This window comes from Mesorhizobium australafricanum (assembly GCF_033977265.1).
Classification (GTDB): domain Bacteria; phylum Pseudomonadota; class Alphaproteobacteria; order Rhizobiales; family Rhizobiaceae; genus Mesorhizobium; species Mesorhizobium australafricanum.
This window is the reverse complement of sequence record NZ_JAVIIT010000011.1, coordinates 145,230-169,786: the sequence shown is the minus strand read 5'-3', so window position 1 is coordinate 169,786 and position 24,557 is coordinate 145,230. Positions and strand designations below refer to the sequence as shown.

Below are 24,557 nucleotides of genomic sequence, written 5' to 3'. Positions count from 1 at the left end.
CATGGTCAGCACTGAAGCCATCCGATCCGAACCCAACGATGCAATGGGTACAGGCGCCTTTCGCAGCTTTTTGGGGCAATTTCGCAAAAACCGCCTGGGCGTGCTCGGAGCAGTGCTTGTCATTGTCATAGTCGCAACTGCGATCTTCGCTCCGCTGATTATCACGCACGATCCGACCCAAATCATGATGGGGCCGCGTCTGGCCGCACCTTCAATCGATTTTTTGCTGGGGACAGACCAACTGGGCCGTGACACGTTTTCTCGCATTATTATGGGCGGTCGCATCCCGCTCCTTGTTGCTTTCGCGGCGCTCGGTAGTTCGCTGGCAGTCGGCCTCGTACTTGGTTTGATTGCAGGGTTCGGTCCTCGCTGGCTCGACAATGTACTCTTGTTGCTCTTCGATACGATCCGCTCGTTTCCAGGTATCATTTTCGCGCTGGCCATGATCGCGCTTCTGGGACCAAGCTTGACGAGTGTCATTTTAGTTATCGCGATAACGTCTATGCCGATTTACGCGCGTGTCGTGCGCACCCAGACAGAAGCGCTGCGTAGCAGTGAGTACATCGCCGCGGAGCGCAGCATGGGTGCCGGCACGACACGCATCCTCGCCGTGCACGTGCTGCCAAATGTTGTCAGCCCGCTTCTAATTCTGGTGAGCATGGACGTTCCGGCCGTCATCGCCGTAGAGGCGGGTCTCAGCTTTCTCGGCATGGGCGTGCGACCACCAACGCCTGATTGGGGAGCTATCCTAAACGATGGCTATAGCTACATCGGTCAGACGCCCTGGCTCGTCATAGCCGGCGGCATTCCCATCGTTCTCGCAACACTCGGCTTCACGTTCCTCGGGGAGGCGCTGCGCGACATATTCGATCCCAAACTACGGAAAGACCTATGAGACACGACCGTCTGACACAGCATACGTCCGCCCGGCCGCTTCTTGAGATCCGTGATCTGAATCTCGATTTTGGCACACCACGTGGGCACGTCCACGCCCTGCGTGACGTTTCGCTCGTAGTTCCGGCGGCACAGGTGGTCGGCATAGTTGGCGAGAGTGGATCTGGGAAATCCACGCTTGCATATACGGTGATGGGCCTGCTTCCCGAAAATGCCGATGTCACAGCCGGCAGCATCGTGTTCGAAGGTCGAGAACTGCTCAAAATGCCCGCTTCCGAGCATCGGAGCCTGCTCGGCGACCGTCTTTCGATGATTTTCCAAGACCCGATGACCGCACTCAATCCGGTGCGGACCATCGAGAGCCAGATGATCGATATTCAGCACCACGAACAAGGAAGCCGAAGCGAAAAGCGCGCTCGTGCCCTCGAAATGCTTCACCGGGTCGGAATTCCTGATCCGGAGAGCCGTATCGGCGTCTATCCTCATCACTTCTCGGGCGGCATGCGTCAGCGCGTTTGCATTGCCATGGCGCTTCTTGTGAAACCCACGCTCCTCGTCGCCGATGAGCCAACCACCGCGCTCGATGCAACCCTTGAGGTGCAGATCATCCATCTCCTCAAGGATCTGCAAAAGGAGATCGGCTGCTCGATTCTGTTCGTCTCCCACCACCTCGGAGCGGTGGCCGAGTTGTGCGACCGGGTCGCCGTCATGTATGCGGGCGAAGTGGTGGAGCAGGGCGCCGTTCGGGACATCTTCCATAATCCCGCTCATCCCTACACGCGCGCGCTGCTTGAGTGCGATCCCGGGCGTATCAAAAAGAGCACGCGCACTTTGCCGACTATTCCCGGTGAGGTGCCTAGTCTCCTGGGCAGCAAGGTGGGATGCATCTTCCGCGCGCGGTGCCCACAGGCATTTGATCGGTGTGCGCACGACAATCCGGTTGAGTATCGCATCGGCCTGGACCAAGTCGCGCGATGCCATCTCCTCGACGAAGAACGGTTGGTGTCGGCATGAGCGCGCTGCTTCGGGTTGAGAACCTGCGCGTCCGCTTCCGCACCATGGGTCCACTGAAGGCGCTGGCAACCGGGACGAAAGCGCCTTTTTTCGACGCGGTATGCGGTGTGACCTTTGAAATCGACAAGGGCGAGACACTCGCCCTTGTCGGTGAAAGCGGCTCAGGCAAATCCACCATCGCGCGCACGATAATCGGCTTGCAGCGAGCTGTGAGCGGCAGCATCAATTTCGACGGACAGGAGATTGAGGATATCACGGGGGCTGATCGCAAGCCGTACCTGCGCCGGATGGCGATGACGTTCCAGGATCCGGTCGGCTCGCTTTCGCCAAGACTGACAGTGCGATCGCTGTTGATGGAGCCTTTTCGTATCCATCAGCTAAAGGATCGCGATGCCGGTGCCGAGGCGGCGCGCCTGCTGCGCTTGGTCGGCTTGCCAGATGATTTCGCTCGCCGCTATCCCCATCAGCTTTCCGGCGGTCAGGCCAGGCGCGTAGGCATCGCGCGAGCCCTTGCGCTGAATCCGGACTTGATTATTGCCGATGAGCCGACCGCAGGCCTCGACGTCTCGGTGCAGGGCGAGGTGCTCAATCTCCTCGCGCGGCTTCAGGACAAACTCGGCATGGCGATCCTAATTATCACGCACAATCTCAATGTCGTACGCCACATGACCGATCGAATGGCGATCATGTATCTCGGCCGCTTTATAGAGGTCGGCTCGACCGAGCGTATCTTTGAACACCCCTGTCATCCCTACACCGAGGCGCTGCTTGCGGCCAATCCTGAGCCTGACCCGGATGCTGTGCTCAATAGGATCGAGCTCAAGGGTGAGGTGCCGAGCCTGATGCGGCGGCCATCCGGCTGTGAGTTCCACACCCGTTGTCGCTATGCACAGGATATCTGCAGCCGCGTCTTCCCCGAACCTTCGATAAACTCGGATGACACGAAGCACAGCTTCAGATGCCATCTCCCGCTTGGGCGGCGCGAGGCCGACCCGCCATTAGAACAGCGACTGCATCTCCAGTTGCACCAACTCCCACGATAACGAGTCGTGATCGCGCCGGTGCGTCTCACGGCTATCCATAAAGTGGTACTAGAACCCTGTAGCTTCCATTCCCTTCGTACGGTGACGCGTGTGTCGGACAAGCATAGTGAGTCGCCCGTGAGGTATCGGCAAGCCATTGATCTGGCTTTCTGATTGAGGAGGATTGCGGATTTGGTCTTGCAAGATGTTCTGTATTGGGCCGCTGTTTTCTTGCAATTCGATTTTCTCTGCTGCTGCCGGGCGTGATTATGAGATGGCCCGCCCCTCTCTGGAGCGATCGGTTAAGATCGCTCTGTTTTGGAATGAGAGAGGAACGGACCGATGTCGATTTTCGTGCTTGGAATTGATCTTGGCAAGAACGTGTGCAGCCTCGTCGGGCTGGATGAGGCTGGCGCCGTCGTCCTACGTCGACGGCATCGTCGCGACGGCGTAGCGGATTTTGTCGGCTCCTTGCCGGCTTGCATTGTGGCGATGGAAGCCTGCTGCGGCGCGCATCACTCGGCCGGGTGCTCGGCGCTGCTGCTGGTCACACTATCCGGTTGATGTCGCCGTACGATTCGCCCCTACGTGAAGGCCAACAAGAATGACGACCGCGATGCCGAGGCGATCGCGGAGGCAGCCACGCGGCCGGCGATGCGCTTCGTGCCGGTAAGAGCGCGGCGCAATCGGACATTCAGGCCTTGCATCGGGCGCGCTCGCGTCTGGTGGCGGAGCGCACGGCGCTGATCAACCATCTGCGCGCGCTATTGTTGGAACGCGGGATCGTGGCTCCGAAGGGACGGAAGCAATTGGAAGCCCAGCTGGGGGTGTTCGCGGACGAGGACGATCCCCGACTATCGCCGTGTATGCGCCTGCTGGTCGAGGACCTGCGTGCCGAATGGCGCAACCTTGATGAGCGGATTGCCGCCTTTGATGCGGAGTTCATGCAGATGGCGCGCACGGACGAAGCAGCGCGTCGGCTTGCGACGATCCCCGGGATCGGTGTCATCAATGCCACTGCGCTTGTCGCGGCCGTTGGTGACGCGCGCAGCTTCCGGGCGCGGCCGTGACCTCGCCGCCTGGCTGGGCTTGGCGCCTCGACAGGCGACCACCGGAGGCAAGCCGCGACTGCTCGGCATATCCAAGCGCGGCAACCTGCGGCGCGGCAATCAACGTGAGAGCGCGTACCAAAACGACGACGACATCCTGCAGGGTGGTATCGACCAGCCTATTAGATCAGTAGCGCATTGCAGTATCGTCTCAGTCTGCGCCCGATCGGGAGAACTCACCACGACTCTGCCCATAAGGTCTCGAAAATCGCCCTTCCTGACGATCGGCGTATTGGGCGTAACGTACATTTGGACTTCGGCGACACCTGGCAAGGCAGCCGCCTCATTTACGCCGCTGATCCATTCCAGGATGCCATCATCATTAGGGACCAGATTTCGCGAGGCTGCGGTATGCAAATGCGTTCTGCGAACCGAGGCGTTTTCGCGAAATTAGCGGCAGCAGTAGCTGTCGACTAGCCACGCGAGAATTCGGCAAGCGTCAGACCTGCACTTTCTCCCGGAGCGCGCGTGCTGCAGCGACCATGTTCACGAGGGCAGGGCGGGCCTCCTCCCAGTTGCGTGTTTTGAGACCACAGTCGGGGTTTACCCATAGTTGAGCGTCAGACAAGCGCTCGCGGGCAAGCATGAGGAGGGCCGAAATCTCGGCGACTTCCGGAACGCGCGGTGAGTGGATGTCATAGACTCCGGGACCGATTTGGTTCGGATATTTAGAGTTCGTAAAGGCGTCAAGCAGTTCCATTGCCGAGCGCGATGTCTCAATCGAAATTACATCCGCGTCCAGCTCAGCGATCGCGTCGATGATCTCGTTGAACTCCGAATAGCACATGTGGGTATGGATCTGAGTCGAGTCCTTTACACCTGTTGAAGCGATCCGGAAGCATTCGACCGACCAGTCGAGATAGAACTTCCAGTCGCACTTGCGCAGTGGCAAGCCTTCGCGAAACGCGGCCTCGTCGATCTGGATCATCCTTGCGCCGGATCTTTCGAGGTCCGTCACTTCATCGCGAATAGCGAGCGCGATCTGGCGGCAGACCTCGGAGCGGGGTACGTCGTCGCGAACAAAAGACCAATTGAGAATGGTCACTGGGCCTGTAAGCATTCCCTTCACAGGGTTTTGCGTAAGCGACTGGGCGAATTGCCACCAGCGCACCGTCATCGGATTGGGGCGCGATACGTCGCCGAAGATGATGGGGGGGCGCACGTAGCGCGACCCATAGCTCTGCACCCAGGCATGTTCGGTGAAGGCGAAGCCGGAAAGTTGCTCGCCGAAATGCTGTACCATGTCGTTTCGTTCGAACTCGCCATGCACCAGCACGTCCAGCCCGATCTCCTCCTGCCAGCGAATAGCAGCCTCGATCTCCTTCTTCAGAAAGGTTTCGTAATCGACATAGCTGAGCTGGCCCTTCGCGTGAGCGGACCGCGCCTTGCGCACCTGAGGCGTCTGCGGAAAGGATCCAATGGTCGTCGTCGGGAACGGCGGCAGGCCGAGCGTGCGGGCCTGGACCCTGGAACGCTCGGCAAATGCGCTCTTTCGTTGCTTCATAGCGCCGTTGATGTCGGCGATCCGCCCTTCAACGAGCGGGTCATGGACCTTCGTGGATGTTGCGCGAGTCGAAGCAGCCTCGTCAGAAGCTTTCAACTCGCCAGCCACGGCATCTCTACCTTGGGACAAGGCCCGAGCCAGGATGACCAGTTCGTCGGTCTTCTGGGCCGCGAAGGCGAGCCACGACCTGATGTTCGCATCCAGTACCGTCTCCATACGCAAGTCCATCGGCACATGCAGCATCGAGCACGAAGGCGCGATCTCGACTCGGTCCAAGGGCCAGCCCGCGACGATCGGCTTGATGCGGTCGAGAATGGCAGTGAGGTTCGCGCGCCAGACGTTGCGGCCATTGATCAAGCCAAGCGATAACACCAGATCCTTAGGCGCGAGCCGACCAGCCGTCTCCAACTGTTCGGGAGCACGCGAGAGATCAAGATGCAGGCCGGCCACAGGCAGCGATATCGCCGTCTCGAGATTGTCCCCCAGCGGTCCGAAATAGGTAGCCAGCATGATCTTCAGCTCGGGCGCGGCCTTCGACAGCTGCCCATAGGCAAATTCAAGTGCGGCTCGTTCGTTCGGGTTTAGATCGAGCACAAGGGCTGGCTCATCGATCTGCACCCAATCGGCTCCCGAAAATTTCAACCTCCGCAGGAGTTGTTCGTAGACGGGCAGAAGCCGCGGCAGGAGCGCGAGGGGATTGAAACCTTCGGCAGGTGACTTAGCCAGCTTGAAAAAAGTGACCGGTCCGAGGATGACCGGGCGTGTATGAATGCCCAGGGCTTTAGCCTCGAGGAAGTAATCAACCGGTTTCGTCGACGAGAGTGTGAACGCCTGATCGTCGTCAAGTTCCGGCACAATGTAATGATAGTTGGTGTCGAACCATTTGGTCATTTCCATCGCGGTTAGAGCAGGGCAAGCCGCATGCTCCCGACCAGAGTCGCAGTTCCCCGTCTGACCTTGGTTGCCGCGGGCCATGGCGAAATAGATGTCGAGTGGGACCTCGCCGCCATTCCATGCGTAGCGGGACGGCACGGCGCCGACCATGGCGGCGGTGTCGAGTACATGGTCGTAGAGCGAAAAGTCGTTCGACGGGATTTTCGACACACCGCGATCGCGCTGCTCCTCCCAGCTCGCGGCACGGAGCGCCTTTGCCGTCGCGAGAAGCTCGGCAGCGCAAGATTTTCCGGACCAATAGCTTTCAAGCGCGAATTTCAATTCCCGCCCGCGACCGATACGCGGCACACCAAGCGTTGCTACAGGAATTTGCTGAGAGAGAGACATGCGATACCCCGATGGTTGGGGCGTGGGGGACAACGAAGGCGCCAGTAGGCCGGTACGAACGCCGGGCTGCAGCGGCCACCGAGACACCCCGCCCGTGGACAATAGCTCGCCGTGGCAGGTCTCCTGGCTCGGGGGTCATAGCCGCTACCCGTCTTCCCAAGGCTGTTCGCCTCAGTGACATGAGTGGGGTCGGCTCGCCTCTAACAGTTGCGGGGGCAGCGCCGGCATCGCACCGGCTTCCCTCTTAGCTCCGCTGCGGCAGCGCCGTACGGAGAACCATGGCTTAGACACAATCACAGCAGCCCGCTCTTTTGTCAACCTTGCATAAAGAAATCTTTATGTCATTATGTGAACACTTTGTACTATCGCAGTGATTTCCAAGTCGCGTGGAGGGACGAACAAGGGGCGTTTGGATCGTGAATATATTTAATTCGGCACGCGGTAAGGCAGATTGGCTACATGAAGCCAGACCTTGGCTGCTGCTGGGCCCGGGCCAAATCGGACAAATGGGCGCGCTGTGCAGAACTGTGACAGACGGCGGTTCGGCCCGGCTGCGCAAGAGTTGTTAACCGCGCCTTTGGTCGAACGGATTGGGGCGCGAAGGCAGGGTGTCTGGCTCGACCCCGTCGAGGGCTTCTTCGCCGAGCTGTCGAGCGACGCCTCAAGCGAGGCGGCTTTCATCCTGTCGTCGACCTGCAGGCGGCCATCCGTCGCTTCCTCGCCGAGCACAATCAACAACCCAAATCCCTGAATCGCCGACCCCGACAAAATCATCGCCGCCGTCAAACGTGGGCACCAAGTGCTAGATTCAATCCACTCTCATGATTGCTGACAACGGCCTTTGGCGTAGAAATTGGCCCGCCGAACCCGATCGGCGGTCGAGGTAGTGTACGGCGGATGTGAGGTGCAAGAGGCGGGACTTGAACGTTGGTCAACAATCTCTCATCCGCGGGTCGGGCCACCGTGCAGCCGAAGAACGTCATGTTCCCGACCGACGCCAAGCTCATCTACCGGGCGCGCGAGCGGCTGGTGCGGCTGGCCAAGCGGAAGGGACTCTATTTGCGCCAGAGCTATGTGCGGGTCGGCAAGCTGGCGCTGATCAGCCATCAGCGCTATGCCCACGCCAAGCAGTTCAAGCGGGCCAACAAGGCGCTGCGCAGGCTCAAGACCTATCTCGGCCGGACCATTCGCGACATCGCTCGCCAGACCGCCGGCGATGCGGGGCTGGACGCGCTCTTCAAATGGGACTGTCAGGAATTCTGTGCGCGAGGCCGGTTTCGTCACTGGCTGACGAACCTTTCGCCGAACACGACGGCGAATTGAGTCTTGGCCTCGAACCACTCGCGCGGCGGTCGTTTCCATTCCTCGGCCGCGTGGTTGAGCACCAGATATAGCAGTTTCATGGCCGCGTCGTCATTGGGGAAGTGGCCGCGCGTTCGAACGGCGCGACGCAGCTTGGAGTTCAATGCCTCGATAGCATTGGTAGTATAGATGATGCGGCGCACGCTCTCGGGATAAGCGAAGAATGGCACGACGTGCTCCCAGTTGCGCCGCCAACTCTGGGATGGATTCGTCGTGACCACAGCATTCTTACGGGCGCCGGGCTGGTCATTTCCATCACGATATCTTCCAAAATGTCGGGGACATTGTCGCTATCGGCCGGATCGGTCTTTCACCCGGTAACAAACCCCAAAGCGATTCCCCAAGAACGCATCCAGTTCGATGTCTTCCTGCCGCACGAAGCCCTTGGCGGGAATTTTACCCGCGGCAAGCAGGTCGAGCACCGCGCAGATGCTCGAGGCGGTGGTAGCTTGGATCGCGCTAGTGATACGCCCGCCAATTTGGGTGCTGTAGATCTTGTTTGCGTACGTCTCCTGGGTGAGGCATCCATTCTTGCTCCCGGAGACGGTTACCAAAACGACGACGACATCCTGCAGGGTGGTCGGCAGCGCGTATTCCAGGACGTCTTTCAAGACGTCGCGACGGTGCCGCAGTCCTAGGTCATCCAAGAGCGCCTTCATGATTACCGCGTGTCCAGGATAGCGTATGGTTCGGTAGTTGAGTGTATTGACCTTGCCCTCCAGCGTCTCGCAGAGTGTTCCAAGGCCTCCAGAAGTGTTGAAGGCCTCGTAGGCGACTCCATCAAGGGAGAACTCTTCGCGTTGTTCCATAGCCTGAACTTCGACCAGTTTGCCATTGATAACGGCTTCGCAGGGCTGGCAATACTCGTTGATGACTCCGTCGGTGCTCCAGGTAAGATTGTAGTTCAGGGCGTTGCTTGGAAACTGCGGAAGTGCACCAACGCGGAGGCGTACGCTATCAACGCTATCGAACCCACGCACAAGGTCATTTGCGACGATTGAAACGAAACCGGGTGCAACCCCGCATTGTGCGATGAATGCAGTTTTGGCCATGTTTGCGATCCGTTTCACTTGCCGCGTGGACGCAACATCTTCCGTGAGGTCGAGATAATGCGCGCCGGCGCTAGCCGCGGCCGCAGCAATCGCCACGGTGACCTGAAAAGGTGCCGCGCTTAAGACCGCGAACTTGCCCGACAACCTAGCGGTGAGAGCCTGCTGGTTGGAAACATCGAGGCTAGCTGTCGAAAGTGTCGGACTAAGCTCGATCTCCGCCAGTTTTTCGGCGCTACGGTCGAGAACCGTAACATGATAGTCACCCGTACTCGCCAACAATCGCGCGATCGTAGGACCAATTTTGCCCGATCCGATTACAACGACGCGTTTCATTCGCTGACCACCGGCATTGGCTTGATCGACCAGCCTATTAGATCAGTAGCGCATTGCAGTATCGTCTCAGTCTGCGCCCGATCGGGAGAACTCACCACGACTCTGCCCATAAGGTCTCGAAAATCGCCCTTCCTGACGATCGGCGTATTGGGCGTAACGTACATTTGGACTTCGGCGACACCTGGCAAGGCAGCCGCCTCATTTACGCCGCTGATCCATTCCAGGATGCCATCATCATTAGGGACCAGATTTCGCGAGGCTGCGGTATGCAAATGCGTTCTGCGCAAATCCCATTTATCGCCGATTATGAGTTTGACGTGCTCAGCAATGAGATCGACACCGAACGCCAACTGGATTAGCTGAGGATCTGGTGCCCCAGCAAGACGGGGATTTACTTCGATGACGACGGGACCACGATCGGTCCACCTCAGTTCAATGTTTGTTGGCCCCCAGCCAAGGTCGAGAGCTCGCAGACAGCTTCGCGAAACCTCGGTGATATGTTTCCCACCATAATCAGTCAGCGCAGCCGGAACAGTCGTGTCCCGGTATACGAAATGTGGTGGGGGACTAAACTCGGCCGCCGCAACCCCAACTATCTCATGCCCCATAAGGTTGACGCAATAGTACGGCCCTTGCGCGAACTCTTCGACTAGAACCTTCGGCAGAGAGAGTGCCTCGCGGTTTCCGTCAAGAAGATCCGTCTTGTGGTTGGCCACCTCTTCCATGGTCCTGCAAAGGCGAACGCCGATGCTGCCAATCCCGATGGCTGGCTTAAGTACTACCGGCAGCCCAAGTTCTGCAACTAACTGTTCTATTTCCTCCGGGTTATTTGCGACGCGGAACGCGGGTACTGGAACGCCCGCCTGCTCCAGTAAACGCCGTTGAACACTTTTGTCATAGCACGCTAAAACGGATGTGGGATTGGGTCCCGGCAGATCGAAATATCCACAAAGCTTCCCGACCGTCGCATAGACCGACTCGTCGTCTCCCGAAAAGCCGGTAATTCCCGCAATGCCGTGGGCCACACGAACCGCATTGCATTTGCTGATCAGCGCATCAATGTTGTTTGTGTCAACTCGGATTACCTCACTTCTCTCCGCTTCAAGATAGCGATATTTAGTCGGATCATTCGATAGAGTGACTGGATAAAGACCAAGACGACGGGCCGCTTCCACGTACCGGGGCCCGTTGCCTCTCGCATGGCCTTCAATCAGGATGAGCGCTCGCGCTAGCATTTGCGTTTTGAACCTCCGTCGTTCTGTTTTGGGGCGCTACCAACTGAACCAGCGTCCCTCGCTTCCGATCCAGCCAACGTCCGATCCAGCCAACGTCTCTTTCCGTCACTCTAGCATTGGATCATCAGCAGCAAGGTGACGTTTCCGCAAAATATCTTTGCAGCATTGTTACAATTGACAAGCGCACGCGGACGTCACCCGTTCCCAGTCCTCCCTCCCCAGGATGCCCTCAAAGAGCCTTCATATGCTACTCAACCGTCGCGCCATTCGTCGAGTTACACGAGTTCGCTGGCGCGTGTTTATGTAACGCGATGCGGCCGTAGCATCCTATGAGGCGTCGTGAAAGACTTGTTATATTTAGAAACCAAATCTTCTTATTTATGTAACTTGACGCCGCGCCTCGGGTGGAGCACGGTAACCGCCAATTAAAGACGATTTCAATATCGATCGAAATCCAGGACCCGGTAGGCATGCTTGCAAGTCGTTAGTGAGAAGGTAGCCTGAGGCATCGGCGCGAAAGTGACTATGATGGAGCTTAACGCCATAAGGGAAAGGCTGACGCTCAGCCAAAATAAGACTTTTCCGGTGTACATCCGGGAATTTGGATTGGACATCACTGTAAATGAAGGCGTGTTACCTCCGCAGGAGTTCGAGAACTGGCGGTGGCTTACAGTGAATTTTCTTCCCGTTGGAGGCAAACTTGTGCTCGAATTTGGCTGCGGATTCGCTCTTCCGAGGCTGTACCTCGCGAAAAGCGCCGCATTGTCAGTCCTAGCTTGCGACATTGATCCGAAAGCCGTAGAAAACTCTCTCGAGAATGCGGTAAGAAATCGAATTCACAATATCGAAGTTATTCAAAGCGACATTAATAGAGAGACGCCATCGATCCTGGTTACGGGTTACTAAGCCGCTTCCTGTCGGAAGGACCGCTCTTCCTCAAAGAAGCTGGCAGCATTCTCCTTGGCTCGCAGGGAGCGGTCGTGACGATCTCCTCTGGCGAACGATCTTGACCGCGCCCTTCTGAGAGCCGGCACCAACCGCCAGAGGAACTATATATACGATGTTTGCACTTCGGAAGAAAACCCCCGCGTGAAGCGCGGTGTGAAATGCTCCACATTAGTTCACTGATACGCGATCGCGCGCGCTGACAATATAGATGTCGTTGGCAATGCTGGTCAATTTAGATCACGCTTGAACAGGGCTCCACTATGCCTCGCACTATGTCATTTCTTTTCGGCGGAATTTCTGTGGAATACGACGGGTCCGTCTCGTCGTTGACGCACATTATATCATCTTATCTGGCCCTAAATGATCTTGAACGCCCTTTCATAGCTAAAAACTTGTACCACCTGAGCCGCGACGACGGCTTGGTGCGCACGATACCATTGCATGACGCATTTACAATTGCGGATCTCCAGTCATTTATATTTGACCACAAAGAACACATCGGGCACCCTCTGATCTCCGCGCTTGACAGCAATGTTTGTCGCGGCGAATACATTGTGAACTTGTTGCACGGGCAGTTTGGGGAGGACGGAGGTGCGCAGACGCTCGCGACACTTTTAGGTCTAAGAGGAACGTTCGGAGATCCGAACGTTGCATCTTTGACCATGGACAAGTACGCCATGTCTGCGTTTGTCTCCTCACACTTTACTGGCGAAGGCTTGAAAGTACCTATAACGAAGTTTCTACCAGAACGAAATGGTGACAACTGGCGTCCGTTTGCGAGGGCGATCAAAGGTCCTATCGTTGTAAAGCCTAATTCGCTTGGCTCCTCCCTGTTTGCTAAGCTGTTCGACAATGCGACTGACTCAGAGGCGGAAATTGACGCTCTTCTTCGCACGATATTTAGGTACGATAGCGCGGCATTGATACAGGAATTTGTTCCCGGAGATGAATACACTTGCGGCTGTATACTCAGCGCCTCCGAGGTAATCCCGCTTCCGGTCGTGAAAATTGATGCCGACATGCAATTTTTTGGGCGGGACCAGAAGTATTCTGGGAAGATCGCACGAAAGTGCATAGTTCGTTCCGAGGACGCTCTCTCGAAGCGGCTGCAGGCCATCGCCAAGTCGCTTGCATCGTCGCTGCCTTTTTATAACATGGTGCGTTTCGATTTTCGCGTCTGCGATAACTGCGATGTTTGGTTTTTGGAGTGCAATTATATTCCTGGATTGGACAAAGACGGTTCATTCGACAGAATGCTAGGTCATTTTGGCATGTCGGTCGTCGATTTGATATCCTGGATCGCGGTCAACGCAACGCCGTTCGCGAAGAAGGACCATTATATTGAATACGAGAGCCTCTGATATTGAGAATGATTTCTGAAACTCAGGGGCGGCTCCATGCCACTTGGCGCAGCCGTAGAAACCAGCTTTAGATGGATAAGCAAGGTGACAAATTTCTTCAGCTATGGTGAGACTTGGGCTCCATTTTATGATAAATTTAGCAGGGTCCGAGGGAAGTGCGCTGAGGCGCCGGCGACCGCAGCGTTTCTTGAGAGATATTCCGGCGGAGGAACTGCTCTTGAGCTTGGTATCGGAGACGGACGTGTGGCGGTGCCGTTGAATGAATTCGGTATCAGGGTCGAAGGGATAGATAATTCCACCAGTATGTTGGAAATGCTGGCGAAGCGCACCAGTGCTATCAAGGCTTGGAGAGGAGACATTGGCAATTTCAAATCAAATAAGCGCTATGCCTTGATTTATTGTGTTTTTAACACTCTCACTTTGCTATTCACCAGGGAGAGGCAATTAGGCTGCCTACGATCGGCCGCGGATGCGATGGACGAGAACGGGATGCTTGTATTGGAATTGGGTGTGCCTGTTTTTGATGGTTTTGTTGACGGCGAGAAGACAACTACGGTGTTCGTGGACGATGAGAATACCATTTTGAATGCGAGTGTGCACGATTCGGTGAATCAGACGTTAGTTTCATCTCTCCTCTGGTTTTCTGAAACATCCGTCAGACGTTTGCCCTATCAGGTTCGCTACCTCTATCATCAGGAACTCGATACCATGGCCGAAAGCGTCGGCTTGCAGCTGGCGGAGCGTTGGGGCGATTGGGCCAAAGGGGCGTTTACGGGAAGTTCCAAGCGCCATATTTCTGTTTATCGCCGTGTCGGTGCGTAGGCGCCCCAGTCTTGCCATCGCGCCGATGGTTGGGCGAGCACGAAGCTGGCGAGCGTCGTTGATGGAAACCCGCGGTCAAGATTTCCATGGCGCGACAACATGGAACGGACAATGGAGCGTAGTTGCAACGTTGCAACAGGTGTCGCTGTTTGCACAAAAGTTCGACCGGTCACCGGACTTGGTTGGCCACGAAGATATTCGGACCTAACCTATCTATGTGTCTATCTGCTCAATGAGAACGGCAGATCGCCGAAACGCCCACGTGGATCGATCCCGGCGGGACCTTGTGCGGAAAATACGGCGCTAGCCCGCTTCTCTCACCGCGCCCAGGCTCGAGGCGCATCTTGACTGGCGCGGGTCGGTGCTGCTCATCCCCGTTTTGAGGACGAGCGCAGCCAGCGCCGCGGAGAGCCGCGGTGCTGGGCTCTGCAATTTTCCTCTGTCGTTTGCGGGAAGGGTTCAGGTTCGGCGGCGTCAGCGGGCCGCGGCGCATATTCGAGCGTGGGCCAGGGCAAATTCGTCCGCGTATGGACAGGCTGAAGCCATTGCGACCTTGATCCGACGCACCGAGACACGGACCTGCGCACCGATCTTCAGTAGCTTCAGCCTGATCGTGCCGCAGGTGGCGTTGGCGAGCCTGGTGTGGGCGAGGCCAAGGCGGCGCAAGGCGCAGATCAGGACGTAGGCAAACGAGGCGAACCAGAGCCGCAGCTGATTGGCGCGCATGGTGTGAGCGCTGGTGCGGTCGGCGTAGAGGTCGAGCTGGCACTCCTTGATCCGGTTCTCCATGTCGCCGCGGGCACAGTAGAGATCCTCGTAAAGCCCCCGTGCCGCCCAACGCTTTGGCTTGAGCGAGGTGGAAAGGAAGCGCAACATGAAGCATTTTGTTGGCCTCGATATCTCGGTGAAGGAAACCGCCGTTTGCGTTGTCGACGAAACCGGCAGGATTTGTCGTGAGGTGAAGGTGGTCAGCCACCCTGACGATATCATTGCGGTGCTGAAGGACTCGACTTGGAACGTCAAACGGATCGGGCTCGAAGCCGGGCCCTTGTCGCAGTGGCTATTCGAGGGGCTCGCCAGGGCCGGGCTGCCGGTCATCTGCATCGAAACACGTCGTGTGAAAGCATTCCTGAAGGCGCAGCCGAACAAGACAGATCGCAATGATGCGCGCGGCATAGCCCAGATGATGCGGGTCAACCTATTCCGCCCGGTGCATATCAAGACGCTGACGAGCCAGAAACGTCGGGCGCTGCTGACGGCCCGCAAGATCTTGCAGGAAAAGGCGATCGCGATCGAGAACGACATGCGCGGTCTTCTGCGCAACTTCGGGCTCAAGGTCGGCGCCGTGGGAACGGCGAAGTTCGAAGACCGCATCCGTGAGCTTGTCGAATGCATGCCCGATCTCGAACAGATCATGGAGCCACTGCTAGCCACCAGGCGGAAGCTGCGCGAGGAATTTGCGCACCTGCACAGACAAGTACTGGCGATCACCAGGGACGACGCTACCTGCCGGCGCTTGATGACGGTCCCAGGTGTCGGCTCCATAGTGGCGCTCGCGCACACCGCGACGATCGACATTCCACAACGGTTCAGAAACTCCAAGGCCGTGGGGCCGATCCTGGGGCTGACGCCGAAGCTCGACGAGTCCGGAGAAAGCAAGCGCGTCGGGTGCATATCCCCAAGAAGGCGATCGTCGCGCTCGCACGTCGCCTGGCGGTCATCATGCATCGCATGTGGCTGGACGGCACCGCGTTCCGCTGGCCGCGGGAAACCACGACGTCAGCCATCTGATCCAGACGGCCGGGAAGGAGAGAAACCGAGAGTTCCGCCAGCCGGCGGAAAGACGTCCTTCGCAGGACGATGGATGGGGCGAGTTCGCATAACTGCTTGTGCCGACCGCAATGCGCAGTCAGGACGCGCAGTAGATTGGGCCACCCCATTCCACTGATCCCATGGAGGGAGGGCGAAACGCCGATCCCGGAGAGAAGCAAGGCCTGCGAAAGACGTCAAATGCCGGAGACACGGAAAACTCAATTGCGCTTGACCCCAACACGCCGAATAGAGAAGCAGTTGTAGTAGCCGTGGAAGAACCGGCCTTCTTGGTGACCGTGCAGCGGGTCATCGGTGGCGTCGAGATCGAGCACGATCTCGCCCGGCGACGTGTCGTGGGCTTCCAGGAACAGGTCGACGAACAGAGCTTCGATCGCCTGCGTCTCGTGGCCGATCTTGTGGTAGCGCGTCGGCTCCCCGACCCGGCTAAGCTCCAGCCGGTTGAGCGTCGACTTGCCGGCAAGCACCGCGCAATCCTCCCGCTTCGGCGTCAGGCTTTCCGACACAAGGGCCAGAACGGGATCGTGGCGGAGCGTGTCGTGGTCGTCGACGTCCTCATATCCCAGCGCGATCGCCGCGATGCGCTGTCCCACCAGCGTCTGTACGCTGTGCACCGTGTAGTCCGGATCGCGTCGGTCGATGAAGCAGGCAGCCACCCGGCGGAACAGCCCGACGATTTTGTCAACGTGGCGCACAAGCAAGGCACCGGCATCTGAGGTGATCGCTCCGCCGTCGAAACCGGCGACCACTTTGTGGCCGTCGAAGCCTTCAAATTCGAGCTGGTCGGAGATACAGTGTGTGCATCGGACCCCGTTCCTGAATCTGGTAACTCTTTGTCACAAAAGCGGTTTCTCAGATTCTTGGGGCCGATGCACCCCTTACCTTGAGATATTCAGGCTAGCCCCGCCATCTGACCAGCACTTCGCGAGGCTGCGCGCATATCTTGCCATATCCCGCGAGGATAGGACGGCTGGGCTGTTTGCAGCCCTTATTCCATCGGGCAGAGGGGACTCAACTGTGCCGGCGCATGTGCGGCGAGAAATTTGTCGCAAAACTCAAAGAGCGGCGGCTCAAACTGGGTGCCCGTGAGGTGATCGGCCTCGGTCATGAGGTGAAGCTGATTGCGCCGCATTACGTGAAGCCATTTGTGAAGCGGCAAAAGAAAAACGCGGCAGAGGCCGAGGCTATCGTGATCGCGGCCCAGCGGCCGGAAATGCGCTTCGTCGAGCCAAAGTCTGCTGAACAAGAAAGCAGAGCCATTTTGTTTTGCGCCCGAGAGCGGCTCGTCCACCAACGTACCAAACTCGTCAACGCGCTCAGGGCGAGCCTCTATGAATATGGCCATGTTGTTCCGCAGGGATCAAGGCGCTGGCGGCTGAAGCTGACAAGGCGTGACCGCTTGCAGACCATTCCCGGGGTCGGCCCATTGACCGCTTTGGCAGTTGAAGCTTTTGCCCCCTCGATGGAGTGCTTTAGCTGTGGTCGCGACTTTGCGGCTTGGCCTCGTTTCACGCCAGTTCTCCTCAGGTGGTAAAGAGCGACTTGGTCGCACGTCCAAGGCGGGGCAGGCTGCTGATCATCGGCGCGATGTCACGTCTTAAATTAACTGGATGGGCCATAAATCAATCCCGCAGGGTTCGTGGCTGGCGCGCATCGCAGCGCGAAAGCCGCGTATGCTTGTAGCCATCGCTTTAGCCAAGATGGCGCGGACTATGGACTATGCAGGCTACGCTGACGAAGAATGAGGATTATCGAGTTCCGGCGCAGGTGGCAGCAGCATGAACAACATGCTGCAAAATCTGCCTGAGGCCGAATATAAAGGGGGGTGTAGGAAGGCGATGACCCGAACGGGCACAATGATCCAACAGATCTGGGTCAGAAAAACCAGTTCAGGACTCTGAGCGTTACAGCTCGCCAATGAGATTTGGATCTGATCCGCAGATCACCATGCCGGCCAGCGGCCTATGACAATGCCGCATCCAAAGGCCTTACAGAAGACCGCACTCGATCACTCGCAAACTCGGATCAAAAACTTCTTGAACCACGGGCGGCAACCACAGAATCGCCCAGGTGCAGCAGGGTGAGATCGATTTCGCCGACGCTATTTCACCCAAACAGGTTGGCCGGCTTTCGTAACTAGTTGAAGTCCAAACGGCGCGCAACATGAACGGCACGAACTTTTTGCATCTGAACAACCGCAGCAACAGCGTGCTTAGCGATGTGCGCATCCGGCAGGCGGTCGCGGCGGCTATTAATCGCTAACAGATTAATCAAGTCGATTATGCGGGGCGGAATCAGCCTGCGCTTTTGCTAGCTCCTCGAAGTACTATACCCAATTCCTATCCGCAGATCCCAGCATTAACCGAGCCAGGGAGCTTCTCGTCGGCACTCGTTGTGCCAATGGATGCGAGGGCAGGCTCATCGTTAGTAGCGACAGTGAAGAGGGGGTGACACCGCGATTGTGGTCCAACAAAACTTGAAGGCGATAGGCATCTGCTCCGATACCATTCTCTGGACCGCTGGAAGGTGGAGTTTCCCGGCTTCCAGGCCGATATCGAGCGGGCCGATTCAGCCACGACACTCAAATGGAGTGAGGACGGAAATTTCGACGTTTATGTCACGGGTTCTTACGAGTTCAGCGATAGTCCTGGTCTATACAAAAGCAGTGACTGGGTGCTCGGTCCCGGCCACACTGGCTATGCAAATCCCGAAATGAAAGATCTGATCCGTCAGCTGGGAATCGCAACAGGGCCCTCGCGCCACGTTGCGGCTGCTACAGTCAGCGCACTGTTCGAGAAGGATCTACCATATATCCCGACTGGAGAATATGCTGAGATTTCGGCCGGTCGTATCCCCTACGAGCGTTTCCACACTGGTTCAACATATCTATACTACGTCAAATGGCAGTCGAGTAAAACGCGCCGCTGGGCCGAAGCGCGGCTCATCCAATGCCTGCCCAGCGGCCGTGGCTCGAACGATGGATGCGCAATGGTCTTCATTTATTTCGTCAACAGTACCTTAAATTCCTGCTTTTTTTCCTCCGTTACTTGGCGGAGCACTCGAACGAACTGATCGGCTTGGGCTGACCTAAGTCCCCTTGCTGGTCTCCAAAGGTATATATGGTAGGGCACCCGAACGCTTAGCTTTCGCAATACGATTCCGCGCTTGGCATAGTGGGCGGCGGTGAACGGGTTCACGACCGAAACGCCTACTCCGGCGGCGACCATGGAGCAAAGTCCCGTGGCGGTGGTCGTCTCGACGGTATAGTGACGCGTCACACCGGCAGTATCGAAAACCTCGTCTAGCTTGCGCCTGTAGGGGTCCTCCTCGGAATAATATACGAAAGCGACTCCCTCGAAGTCTTTCGGCTCGATAATGGGCACTGCTGCCAGACGATGTCCCGCAGGAAGAACGCAGAGGAGTTCGCCGACGTCAATTTTCTCGGTGGTGGCGTCGTCGTAATCATAGCTCCCCTCCGTCAGACCGATGTCGAACAGTTGCGTCGTCATGTCATGTCGCAGCGCCACCTCTCCCAAGGAATGCACCAACAGGTGGACCTGCGGCCGGGTTTTCAAGAACCGTTGCGCTACATCTGGCAGAAACGCTTCCGCATAGGCCGGTAGGCACGCAATTCGTAGATGCGCGGCGTTTCGGCCCTTAATGGCCGTGGCTACGCGACTGATTTCTTCCATTCCGACGAACGATCGTGCAACGACTGTATGCAGGAGCTGAGCCTGGCTGGTAGGGGTTAGTCGTTTGCCGAACCGATTGAACAGGTCAAATCCGATCTGCTTCTCCAGGTCACGCAGCTCGCGGCTAACGGTCGGCTGCGACGTCCTCAATGAAGCAGCCGCTGCCGTGACGCTCTTGTACACCATGATGGCGTTGAAAATCTCTATTTGGCGCTGGTTGAGACGCACGGTGCCGCTCTCCCATATATCAAATCTAAATTAGACCACTACGACAATCTATTTTTCTGACCAAGCGTTTTCTGAAATTCTCGTGTTCAAGAGATTGGGAAAGTCTCATCCTCAAGCGACAGGATCGCGGATGGCTGCGCATGCGACGACAATGAATGCTGCTTCACGGAAGAGTGCCGGCTCAGGTCCGCTCGTTTACCGCGGTCAAGCTCTTCATTTCGAGCAGGTTTGCCTCGAGTCGATCGCGAGGGCGGTCCCCACCCCTTTTTATTGCTACTCCGCTGATGCGATAAAAACAGCCTACGGCACTCTCGCTGAAGCCCTCAAGTCGGTCGGCGTCTCAGTGTGCTTTGCGGTGAAAGCGAACGGTAATGTCTCCGTTCTTAGACTGTTAGCCGAGTTAGGAGCCGGCATGGATATCGTGTCGGGCGGCGAATTGGCACGCGCCCTGGCGGCAGAAGTCCCAGCTTCAAAGATTATTTTCTCCGGCGTTGGGAAAACGCGCACTGAGATAGCCCGCGCACTGGACGCTGGCATCCATCAGTTCAATGTTGAATCCGAAGCTGAACTTGCCGCCGTAATTGAAGTGGCGGCATCCCTGGGAGTGCGTGCGCCCGTAGCGCTGCGCGTAAATCCCGATGTTGATGCTGGCGCGCATACCAAAATCAGCACGGGGAAGAAGGACGACAAATTCGGCATTCCGTTCGAGAGCGTGCCAACACTTTATGCCAAAGCATGCGCTGCACCGGAGCTCGATCCGGTGGGGCTTGCCGTGCACATCGGTTCACAAATTCTTGACTTCTCCCCCTACCGCGCGGCGTATTCTCGTATCGCTGACCTCGTAAGATTGCTGCGTGCGCAACGCCTGCCCATTCGTCGCCTTGACCTGGGCGGCGGCTTCGGCATTCCGTACGCTGGCGGACCGACCCTGGATATTGGCGAATACGCCAACATTGTGCGTGAAACCGTTGGCGATCTTGATTGCGCTTTGACGGTCGAGCCGGGACGCTGGTTGGTCGGGCGAGCCGGGCTTCTCGTGACTGAGGTTCTCTACTTAAAAGGAACTGCGGAAAAGCCCACAGCGATAGTCGATGCTGGCATGAACGACCTTATGCGCCCAGCACTCTATGGAGCCGTTCATCCTGTTTTCCCTCTCAAGCAGCACGGACGAGGCGCTCACACTTATCAACTTGCCGGCCCTGTGTGTGAGAGTTCCGACATCTTCGGCACTTACGCAGGTCTGCCCCAACTGCAGTCCGGCGATCGTGTCGCGTTCGGCTGCGCCGGTGCCTATGGCGCCTCAATGGCATCAACATACAACGCGCGCGATCTGGTGGCCGAGGTTCTCGTCTGGGGGGACAAGTTTCGCGTCATCCGCCGTACCCAAACCGTTCAGGACCTGCTGAAGCTGGAAGAAGCAGGGGAGTGGCAGGGCTCTCTTGATCACGCTGCGACTGAGCTTCGAAGCGCATCTTAAGATGGAAGCAGACATGAAGCACACGGATCTTCTCTCGCTAACTTCTCCGCTCGGGCCGTTGCAATGGCCGTTCATCAAGATGCACGGATTGGAGAACTATTTCGTTATTCTTGATCGTCGCGACGGCAACAAGCCTCTAAGTGTCGATGACATTGTGCGCATATGCAGCACCAACATCGGCGTTGGAGGCGAGCAACTGCTGACCATTGAACAGCCTTCGCACGAAGGCTCGCGCGCCGGCGCCTACGCCGCCATAAGGATTTTCAACATCGACGGAAAGGAAGTTGGCGCGTGCGGCAATGCCACGCGCTGCATGGCGCATCTGTTGCTCGAGGAAACCGGCAAGGACGAGCTCGCGATGGAGTTGGCGGGCGGCATCGTCCACTGCCGCAGGGCAGGGCCAATGGAGGTCAGCGTCACGCTTGGACCAATCAGCATGGATTGGCGCAAGATCCCGTTGTCGCGAGAAGTTGATACGGCTCACCTGCCCATTGCAAGCGGTCCGCTCAGCGACGGCGTGGGCCTCTACATCGGCAACCCACACGCGGTCTTCTTTGTCGACCAAGTGGATTGCATCGACATGGCCCACTTTGCGCCTGCCGTGCATAACGACAGCCTATTCCCAGAGGGTGCTAACGTCGGCGCAGCTGAGATCCTGGATGAGCAATCGCTTCGCCTTGAGGTGTGGGAGCGGCAAGGCATTGTAACCAGGGCATGTGGAACGGGGGCCTGCGTTGCCGCTTATGCAGCGCTCAAGCGAGGTCTGGTCACCTCCAAGAAGATCGCCGTTCATCTCCCCGCCGGGAAGCTCGATGTTGAACTTCTCGAGGACGACAAGGTCCGCATGACCGGGCCTGTGGCATTTTGCTGTCACGGCTTCTTTGACGCCGGGGCGAAACACTAAGTTGGTAGGCCAGCAGGGCAAGGGTCAAGCCAGGAGCAAGTGATGGAGATCAGTCCTTCAAACAACAGCTGCGCGTATGGGCAACCTGGGATTTTCCGAGGGTACCTGCGTTTCGACAATCCTTGTCTTGCCGACTACAGCTGGCCACTTTGCGAGATCCGCGGCAGGAGGCCCGGCCCACGACTGTGTGTATCCGCCGGCGTTCACGTTAACGAAGTATCCAGCATCGAAGCCGCTGTGCGCCTGCAACGACTAATCGATCCGGAAACGATCGTAGGATCGGTGTCAATCATTCCGCTTATCAACCAGCCGGCGTTTTACAAGTATACTCAACTAGTCTGTCCTATTGACGGGCGAAACATTAACTTCACCTTTCCGGGTAACAGGCACGGAACGTTTTCAGAGGCTCTATGTGACTCCGTAATGAACGAATGGTGCGAAGGCGCCGATTGCTACGTCGACATGCACGGCGGCGATCTCCGCGAGAAGGTGTCCAAGTTCTCGATGTTCCAGCATACCCCTAACGCGGAGCTCGACGCTCTGGGACGGCGAATGGCAATGTGTTTCGACGCCGAAATAGTAATGGGTCTGCCTGCCGCAGACATGGAACACCCCGGCCGTCCTCCCACAGGCTTTGCTCGCTATAACCGCCTCGCGTTGATGTCGGAAGCAGGCGCAAACGGGTTGCTCGATGAGGGGTCCATCTCCTTCCATGTCGAAGGAGTGCTCAACATCGCCCGCACCCTTGGCATCATCGAAGGCTCCGTTACTCCATTCCTCAACGCCCGCATCCCCTGTGATAAATATTTGTGGCTCGAAAGCCCCGCCGATGGGGAATTCCACGCTGAGGCCGAACCAGGCGATCGGGTGGCAAAGGGACAGCGTCTCGGCACAGTAAGCGATCTGTTTGGTCAGACGCTGGCAGAGGTCAGGGCACCGAGGGCAGGATTCTTTCTGTGGCGCATGACGCATCCCACAATTCCGAAAGGGTCGCCCATAGGAGCAATCGCGGTCGAGGAAAAACAGGCAGGCTAGCGTGACGATGCTTCAAGCCGTTTGAGACCGCCCTTGCTGCGTCTGGCCTAAGCGCCGAAGACAACAAATCTAGCGCAATGGTCAAATCGTCTCTCAGCTGGGCTGACCAGGCTGACCAAACAAGCGTCCTGTTTGTGCCGACATCAGCTCTTCCGGCCGACGTAACTTGAGATTTTGTCGAGAAAGGATTTCGAAAATGAAATTTTCGGGCTTCCGCGTGGTTGCAGAAGCGCTCAAGGGCAACACCGGCTGGCGTCCGCTTTGGCGCAATCCGGAACCCGAAAACGAATATGATTATCTGATCGTGGGCGGGGGCGGGCACGGTCTGGCTACCGCCTACTATCTGGCTAAGACCTTCCGTCAGTCCCGTATTGCGGTTTTGGAGAAGAGTTGGCTTGGGTCCGGGAATATCGGCCGGAACACAACCATCATCCGCTCGAACTATCTGCTTCCCGGCAACCAGCCATTCTACGAATTCTCAATGAAGCTTTGGGAAGGCCTAGAGCAGGAGCTGAATTTCAATGCGATGGTGTCTCAGCGCGGGGTCATCAACCTTATTCACTCGGATTCGCAACGCGATGCATTTCGGCGCCGTGGAAATTCAGTCATGCTTAGCGGGGCCGGCGCTCGCCTCTTGAGCCGCGAGGATTTGCGTTCGATCGCGCCATTTCTGAATTTCGATGATGAACGGTTTCCAATACGTGGCGGTCTGTTGCAGCCCCGCGGCGGGACAGCGCGGCATGACGGCGTTGCATGGGGGTACGCGCGCGGTGCCGACTTGCATGGCGTTGACCTGATCCAGAATTGCGAAGTGACGGGCTTCCGAATTGTCGACGGTAGGATCCGCGGGGTCGAGACCACCCGTGGCTATATCGGCGCTGGTAAGGTCGGAGTAGCGGTTGCTGGATCTTCCGGGCGCGTCATGGCGATGGCCGGGATGCGGCTTCCAATTGAGAGTCATGTCCTTCAGGCCTTTGTCTCGGAAGGCCTGAAGCCCACGCTTCCAGGGGTAATAACGTTTGGTGCCGGGCATTTCTACATAAGCCAGTCGGATAAAGGCGGACTCGTCTTTGGCGGCGATATCGACGGGTACAATTCCTACGCCCAGAGAGGCAACCTTCCAGTGATCGAAGGTGCGGCCGAATGTGCCATGGCGCTAATGCCGTCGCTCGGGCGTGCGCGACTTCTGCGCATGTGGGGCGGCCTTATGGACATGTCGATGGATGGCTCGCCTATCATCGACCGCACCGACGTAGAAGGTCTCTATTTCAACGGAGGCTGGTGCATCGGAGGCTTTAAGGCAACGCCCGCGAGCGGTTACGCCTTCGCGCATCTTCTGGCGACCAACACCCCTCATGAGACCGCGCGTTCGTACCGGCTGGACAGGTTTGCGAGGGGATATGTGATCGATGAAACCGGCACTGGCGCGCAACCAAACCTTCATTGAGATCGAC

At 57.5% G+C, this 24,557-nt stretch carries 15 protein-coding genes, 8 pseudogenes and 1 riboswitch; of the genes and pseudogenes, 15 read left to right on the top strand and 8 right to left on the bottom strand.

The genetic code is table 11. From position 1 onward, the window contains the following. The first annotated feature begins 1 nt into the window (after nt 1). The 4 genes and pseudogenes from RFM98_RS21455 to RFM98_RS21440 form a co-directional block, all read left to right on the top strand. On the top strand, nt 2-895 hold the full coding sequence (locus RFM98_RS21455) for an ABC transporter permease (RefSeq protein WP_320310714.1): 894 nt from the start codon (nt 2-4) through the stop codon (nt 893-895). Continuing rightward, complete coding sequence (locus RFM98_RS21450; protein ID WP_320310713.1) at nt 892-1,908, top strand: ABC transporter ATP-binding protein; 1,017 nt, start codon at nt 892-894, stop codon at nt 1,906-1,908. Before RFM98_RS21455 ends, RFM98_RS21450 begins: the two co-directional genes overlap by 4 nt. Next, nucleotides 1,905-2,951: an ABC transporter ATP-binding protein gene (locus RFM98_RS21445; protein ID WP_320310712.1), complete on the top strand. Its 1,047-nt coding sequence runs from the start codon at nt 1,905-1,907 to the stop codon at nt 2,949-2,951. Before RFM98_RS21450 ends, RFM98_RS21445 begins: the two co-directional genes overlap by 4 nt. A 321-nt stretch (nt 2,952-3,272) precedes the next feature. Continuing rightward, nucleotides 3,273-4,085, top strand: a pseudogene (locus RFM98_RS21440) (IS110 family RNA-guided transposase); the annotation flags it as partial. A 14-nt stretch (nt 4,086-4,099) separates the two neighbouring features. Here RFM98_RS21440 and RFM98_RS21435 read toward each other — a convergent pair. Both RFM98_RS21435 and metE read right to left on the bottom strand, forming a co-directional pair. Continuing rightward, nucleotides 4,100-4,396 carry a hypothetical protein gene (locus tag RFM98_RS21435; protein ID WP_320310740.1) on the bottom strand — a complete coding sequence of 99 codons (297 nt, stop codon included), beginning with the start codon at nt 4,394-4,396 and terminating at the stop codon, nt 4,100-4,102. Nucleotides 4,397-4,478: 82 nt separating this feature from the next. Continuing rightward, nucleotides 4,479-6,824: a 5-methyltetrahydropteroyltriglutamate--homocysteine S-methyltransferase gene (metE, locus tag RFM98_RS21430; protein WP_320310711.1), complete on the bottom strand. Its 2,346-nt coding sequence runs from the start codon at nt 6,822-6,824 to the stop codon at nt 4,479-4,481. Nucleotides 6,825-6,920: 96 nt separating this feature from the next. After that, nucleotides 6,921-7,120, bottom strand: a riboswitch (cobalamin riboswitch). A 320-nt stretch (nt 7,121-7,440) separates the two neighbouring features. Here metE and RFM98_RS21425 point away from each other — a divergent pair. Further along, nucleotides 7,441-7,656 (top strand): annotated as a pseudogene (locus RFM98_RS21425) (IS630 family transposase); the annotation flags it as partial. Nucleotides 7,657-7,784: 128 nt separating this feature from the next. Continuing rightward, a pseudogene (locus RFM98_RS21420) lies at nt 7,785-8,069 on the top strand (IS5/IS1182 family transposase); the annotation flags it as partial. Between the two features lie 35 nt (nt 8,070-8,104). On the opposite strand, the pseudogene RFM98_RS21415 reads toward RFM98_RS21420, so the two are convergent. From RFM98_RS21415 to RFM98_RS21405, 3 genes and pseudogenes are all read right to left on the bottom strand, one after another. Then, nucleotides 8,105-8,389, bottom strand: a pseudogene (locus RFM98_RS21415) (transposase); the annotation flags it as partial. A gap of 87 nt (nt 8,390-8,476) precedes the next feature. Next, on the bottom strand, nt 8,477-9,571 hold the full coding sequence (locus RFM98_RS21410; RefSeq protein WP_320310710.1) for a saccharopine dehydrogenase family protein: 1,095 nt from the start codon (nt 9,569-9,571) through the stop codon (nt 8,477-8,479). Beyond that, nucleotides 9,568-10,806: an ATP-grasp domain-containing protein gene (locus tag RFM98_RS21405; protein WP_320310709.1), complete on the bottom strand. Its 1,239-nt coding sequence runs from the start codon at nt 10,804-10,806 to the stop codon at nt 9,568-9,570. Before RFM98_RS21405 ends, RFM98_RS21410 begins: the two co-directional genes overlap by 4 nt. Before the next feature lie 525 nt (nt 10,807-11,331). Between RFM98_RS21405 and RFM98_RS21400 the strand changes: the two genes are divergently transcribed. The 3 genes from RFM98_RS21400 (at nt 11,332) to RFM98_RS21390 (ending at nt 13,937) form a co-directional block, all read left to right on the top strand. Further along, nucleotides 11,332-11,712: a 50S ribosomal protein L11 methyltransferase gene (locus RFM98_RS21400; RefSeq protein WP_320310708.1), complete on the top strand. Its 381-nt coding sequence runs from the start codon at nt 11,332-11,334 to the stop codon at nt 11,710-11,712. A gap of 341 nt (nt 11,713-12,053) precedes the next feature. Then, nucleotides 12,054-13,115 (top strand): ATP-grasp domain-containing protein, encoded by a 1,062-nt coding sequence (locus tag RFM98_RS21395; RefSeq protein WP_320310707.1) that lies wholly within the window; start codon nt 12,054-12,056, stop codon nt 13,113-13,115. A gap of 36 nt (nt 13,116-13,151) precedes the next feature. Next, nucleotides 13,152-13,937: a class I SAM-dependent DNA methyltransferase gene (locus RFM98_RS21390; protein WP_320310706.1), complete on the top strand. Its 786-nt coding sequence runs from the start codon at nt 13,152-13,154 to the stop codon at nt 13,935-13,937. A 474-nt stretch (nt 13,938-14,411) separates the two neighbouring features. Here RFM98_RS21390 and RFM98_RS21385 read toward each other — a convergent pair. Further along, nucleotides 14,412-14,807 (bottom strand): annotated as a pseudogene (locus RFM98_RS21385) (transposase); the annotation flags it as partial. A 4-nt stretch (nt 14,808-14,811) separates the two neighbouring features. On the opposite strand from RFM98_RS21385, the pseudogene RFM98_RS21380 reads away from it, so the two are divergent. Beyond that, nucleotides 14,812-15,728 (top strand): annotated as a pseudogene (locus RFM98_RS21380) (IS110 family RNA-guided transposase). Nucleotides 15,729-16,000: 272 nt separating this feature from the next. Here RFM98_RS21380 and RFM98_RS21375 read toward each other — a convergent pair. After that, nucleotides 16,001-16,558: pseudogene (locus tag RFM98_RS21375) on the bottom strand (transposase); the annotation flags it as partial. Nucleotides 16,559-16,848: 290 nt separating this feature from the next. Between RFM98_RS21375 and RFM98_RS31420 the strand changes: the two are divergent. Beyond that, nucleotides 16,849-17,549: pseudogene (locus tag RFM98_RS31420) on the top strand (transposase); the annotation flags it as partial. A gap of 1,217 nt (nt 17,550-18,766) precedes the next feature. On the opposite strand, the gene RFM98_RS21365 reads toward RFM98_RS31420, so the two are convergent. Beyond that, the gene (locus RFM98_RS21365; protein WP_320310704.1) at nt 18,767-19,687 is read right to left on the bottom strand and encodes a LysR family transcriptional regulator; all 921 of its coding nucleotides are present in this window, start codon (nt 19,685-19,687) and stop codon (nt 18,767-18,769) included. Nucleotides 19,688-19,817: 130 nt separating this feature from the next. Between RFM98_RS21365 and lysA the strand changes: the two genes are divergently transcribed. From lysA to RFM98_RS21345, 4 genes are all read left to right on the top strand, one after another. Continuing rightward, the gene (gene lysA, locus RFM98_RS21360; RefSeq protein ID WP_320310703.1) at nt 19,818-21,164 is read left to right on the top strand and encodes a diaminopimelate decarboxylase; all 1,347 of its coding nucleotides are present in this window, start codon (nt 19,818-19,820) and stop codon (nt 21,162-21,164) included. 13 nt (nt 21,165-21,177) lie between these two features. Then, nucleotides 21,178-22,068 (top strand): diaminopimelate epimerase, encoded by an 891-nt coding sequence (dapF, locus tag RFM98_RS21355; protein ID WP_320310702.1) that lies wholly within the window; start codon nt 21,178-21,180, stop codon nt 22,066-22,068. 42 nt (nt 22,069-22,110) lie between these two features. Further along, on the top strand, nt 22,111-23,103 hold the full coding sequence (locus RFM98_RS21350; protein WP_320310701.1) for a M14 family metallopeptidase: 993 nt from the start codon (nt 22,111-22,113) through the stop codon (nt 23,101-23,103). Nucleotides 23,104-23,299: 196 nt separating this feature from the next. Then, nucleotides 23,300-24,550, top strand: a complete 1,251-nt coding sequence (locus RFM98_RS21345) for a sarcosine oxidase subunit beta family protein (RefSeq protein WP_320310700.1) — start codon at nt 23,300-23,302, stop codon at nt 24,548-24,550. Nucleotides 24,551-24,557: the final 7 nt, after the last annotated feature.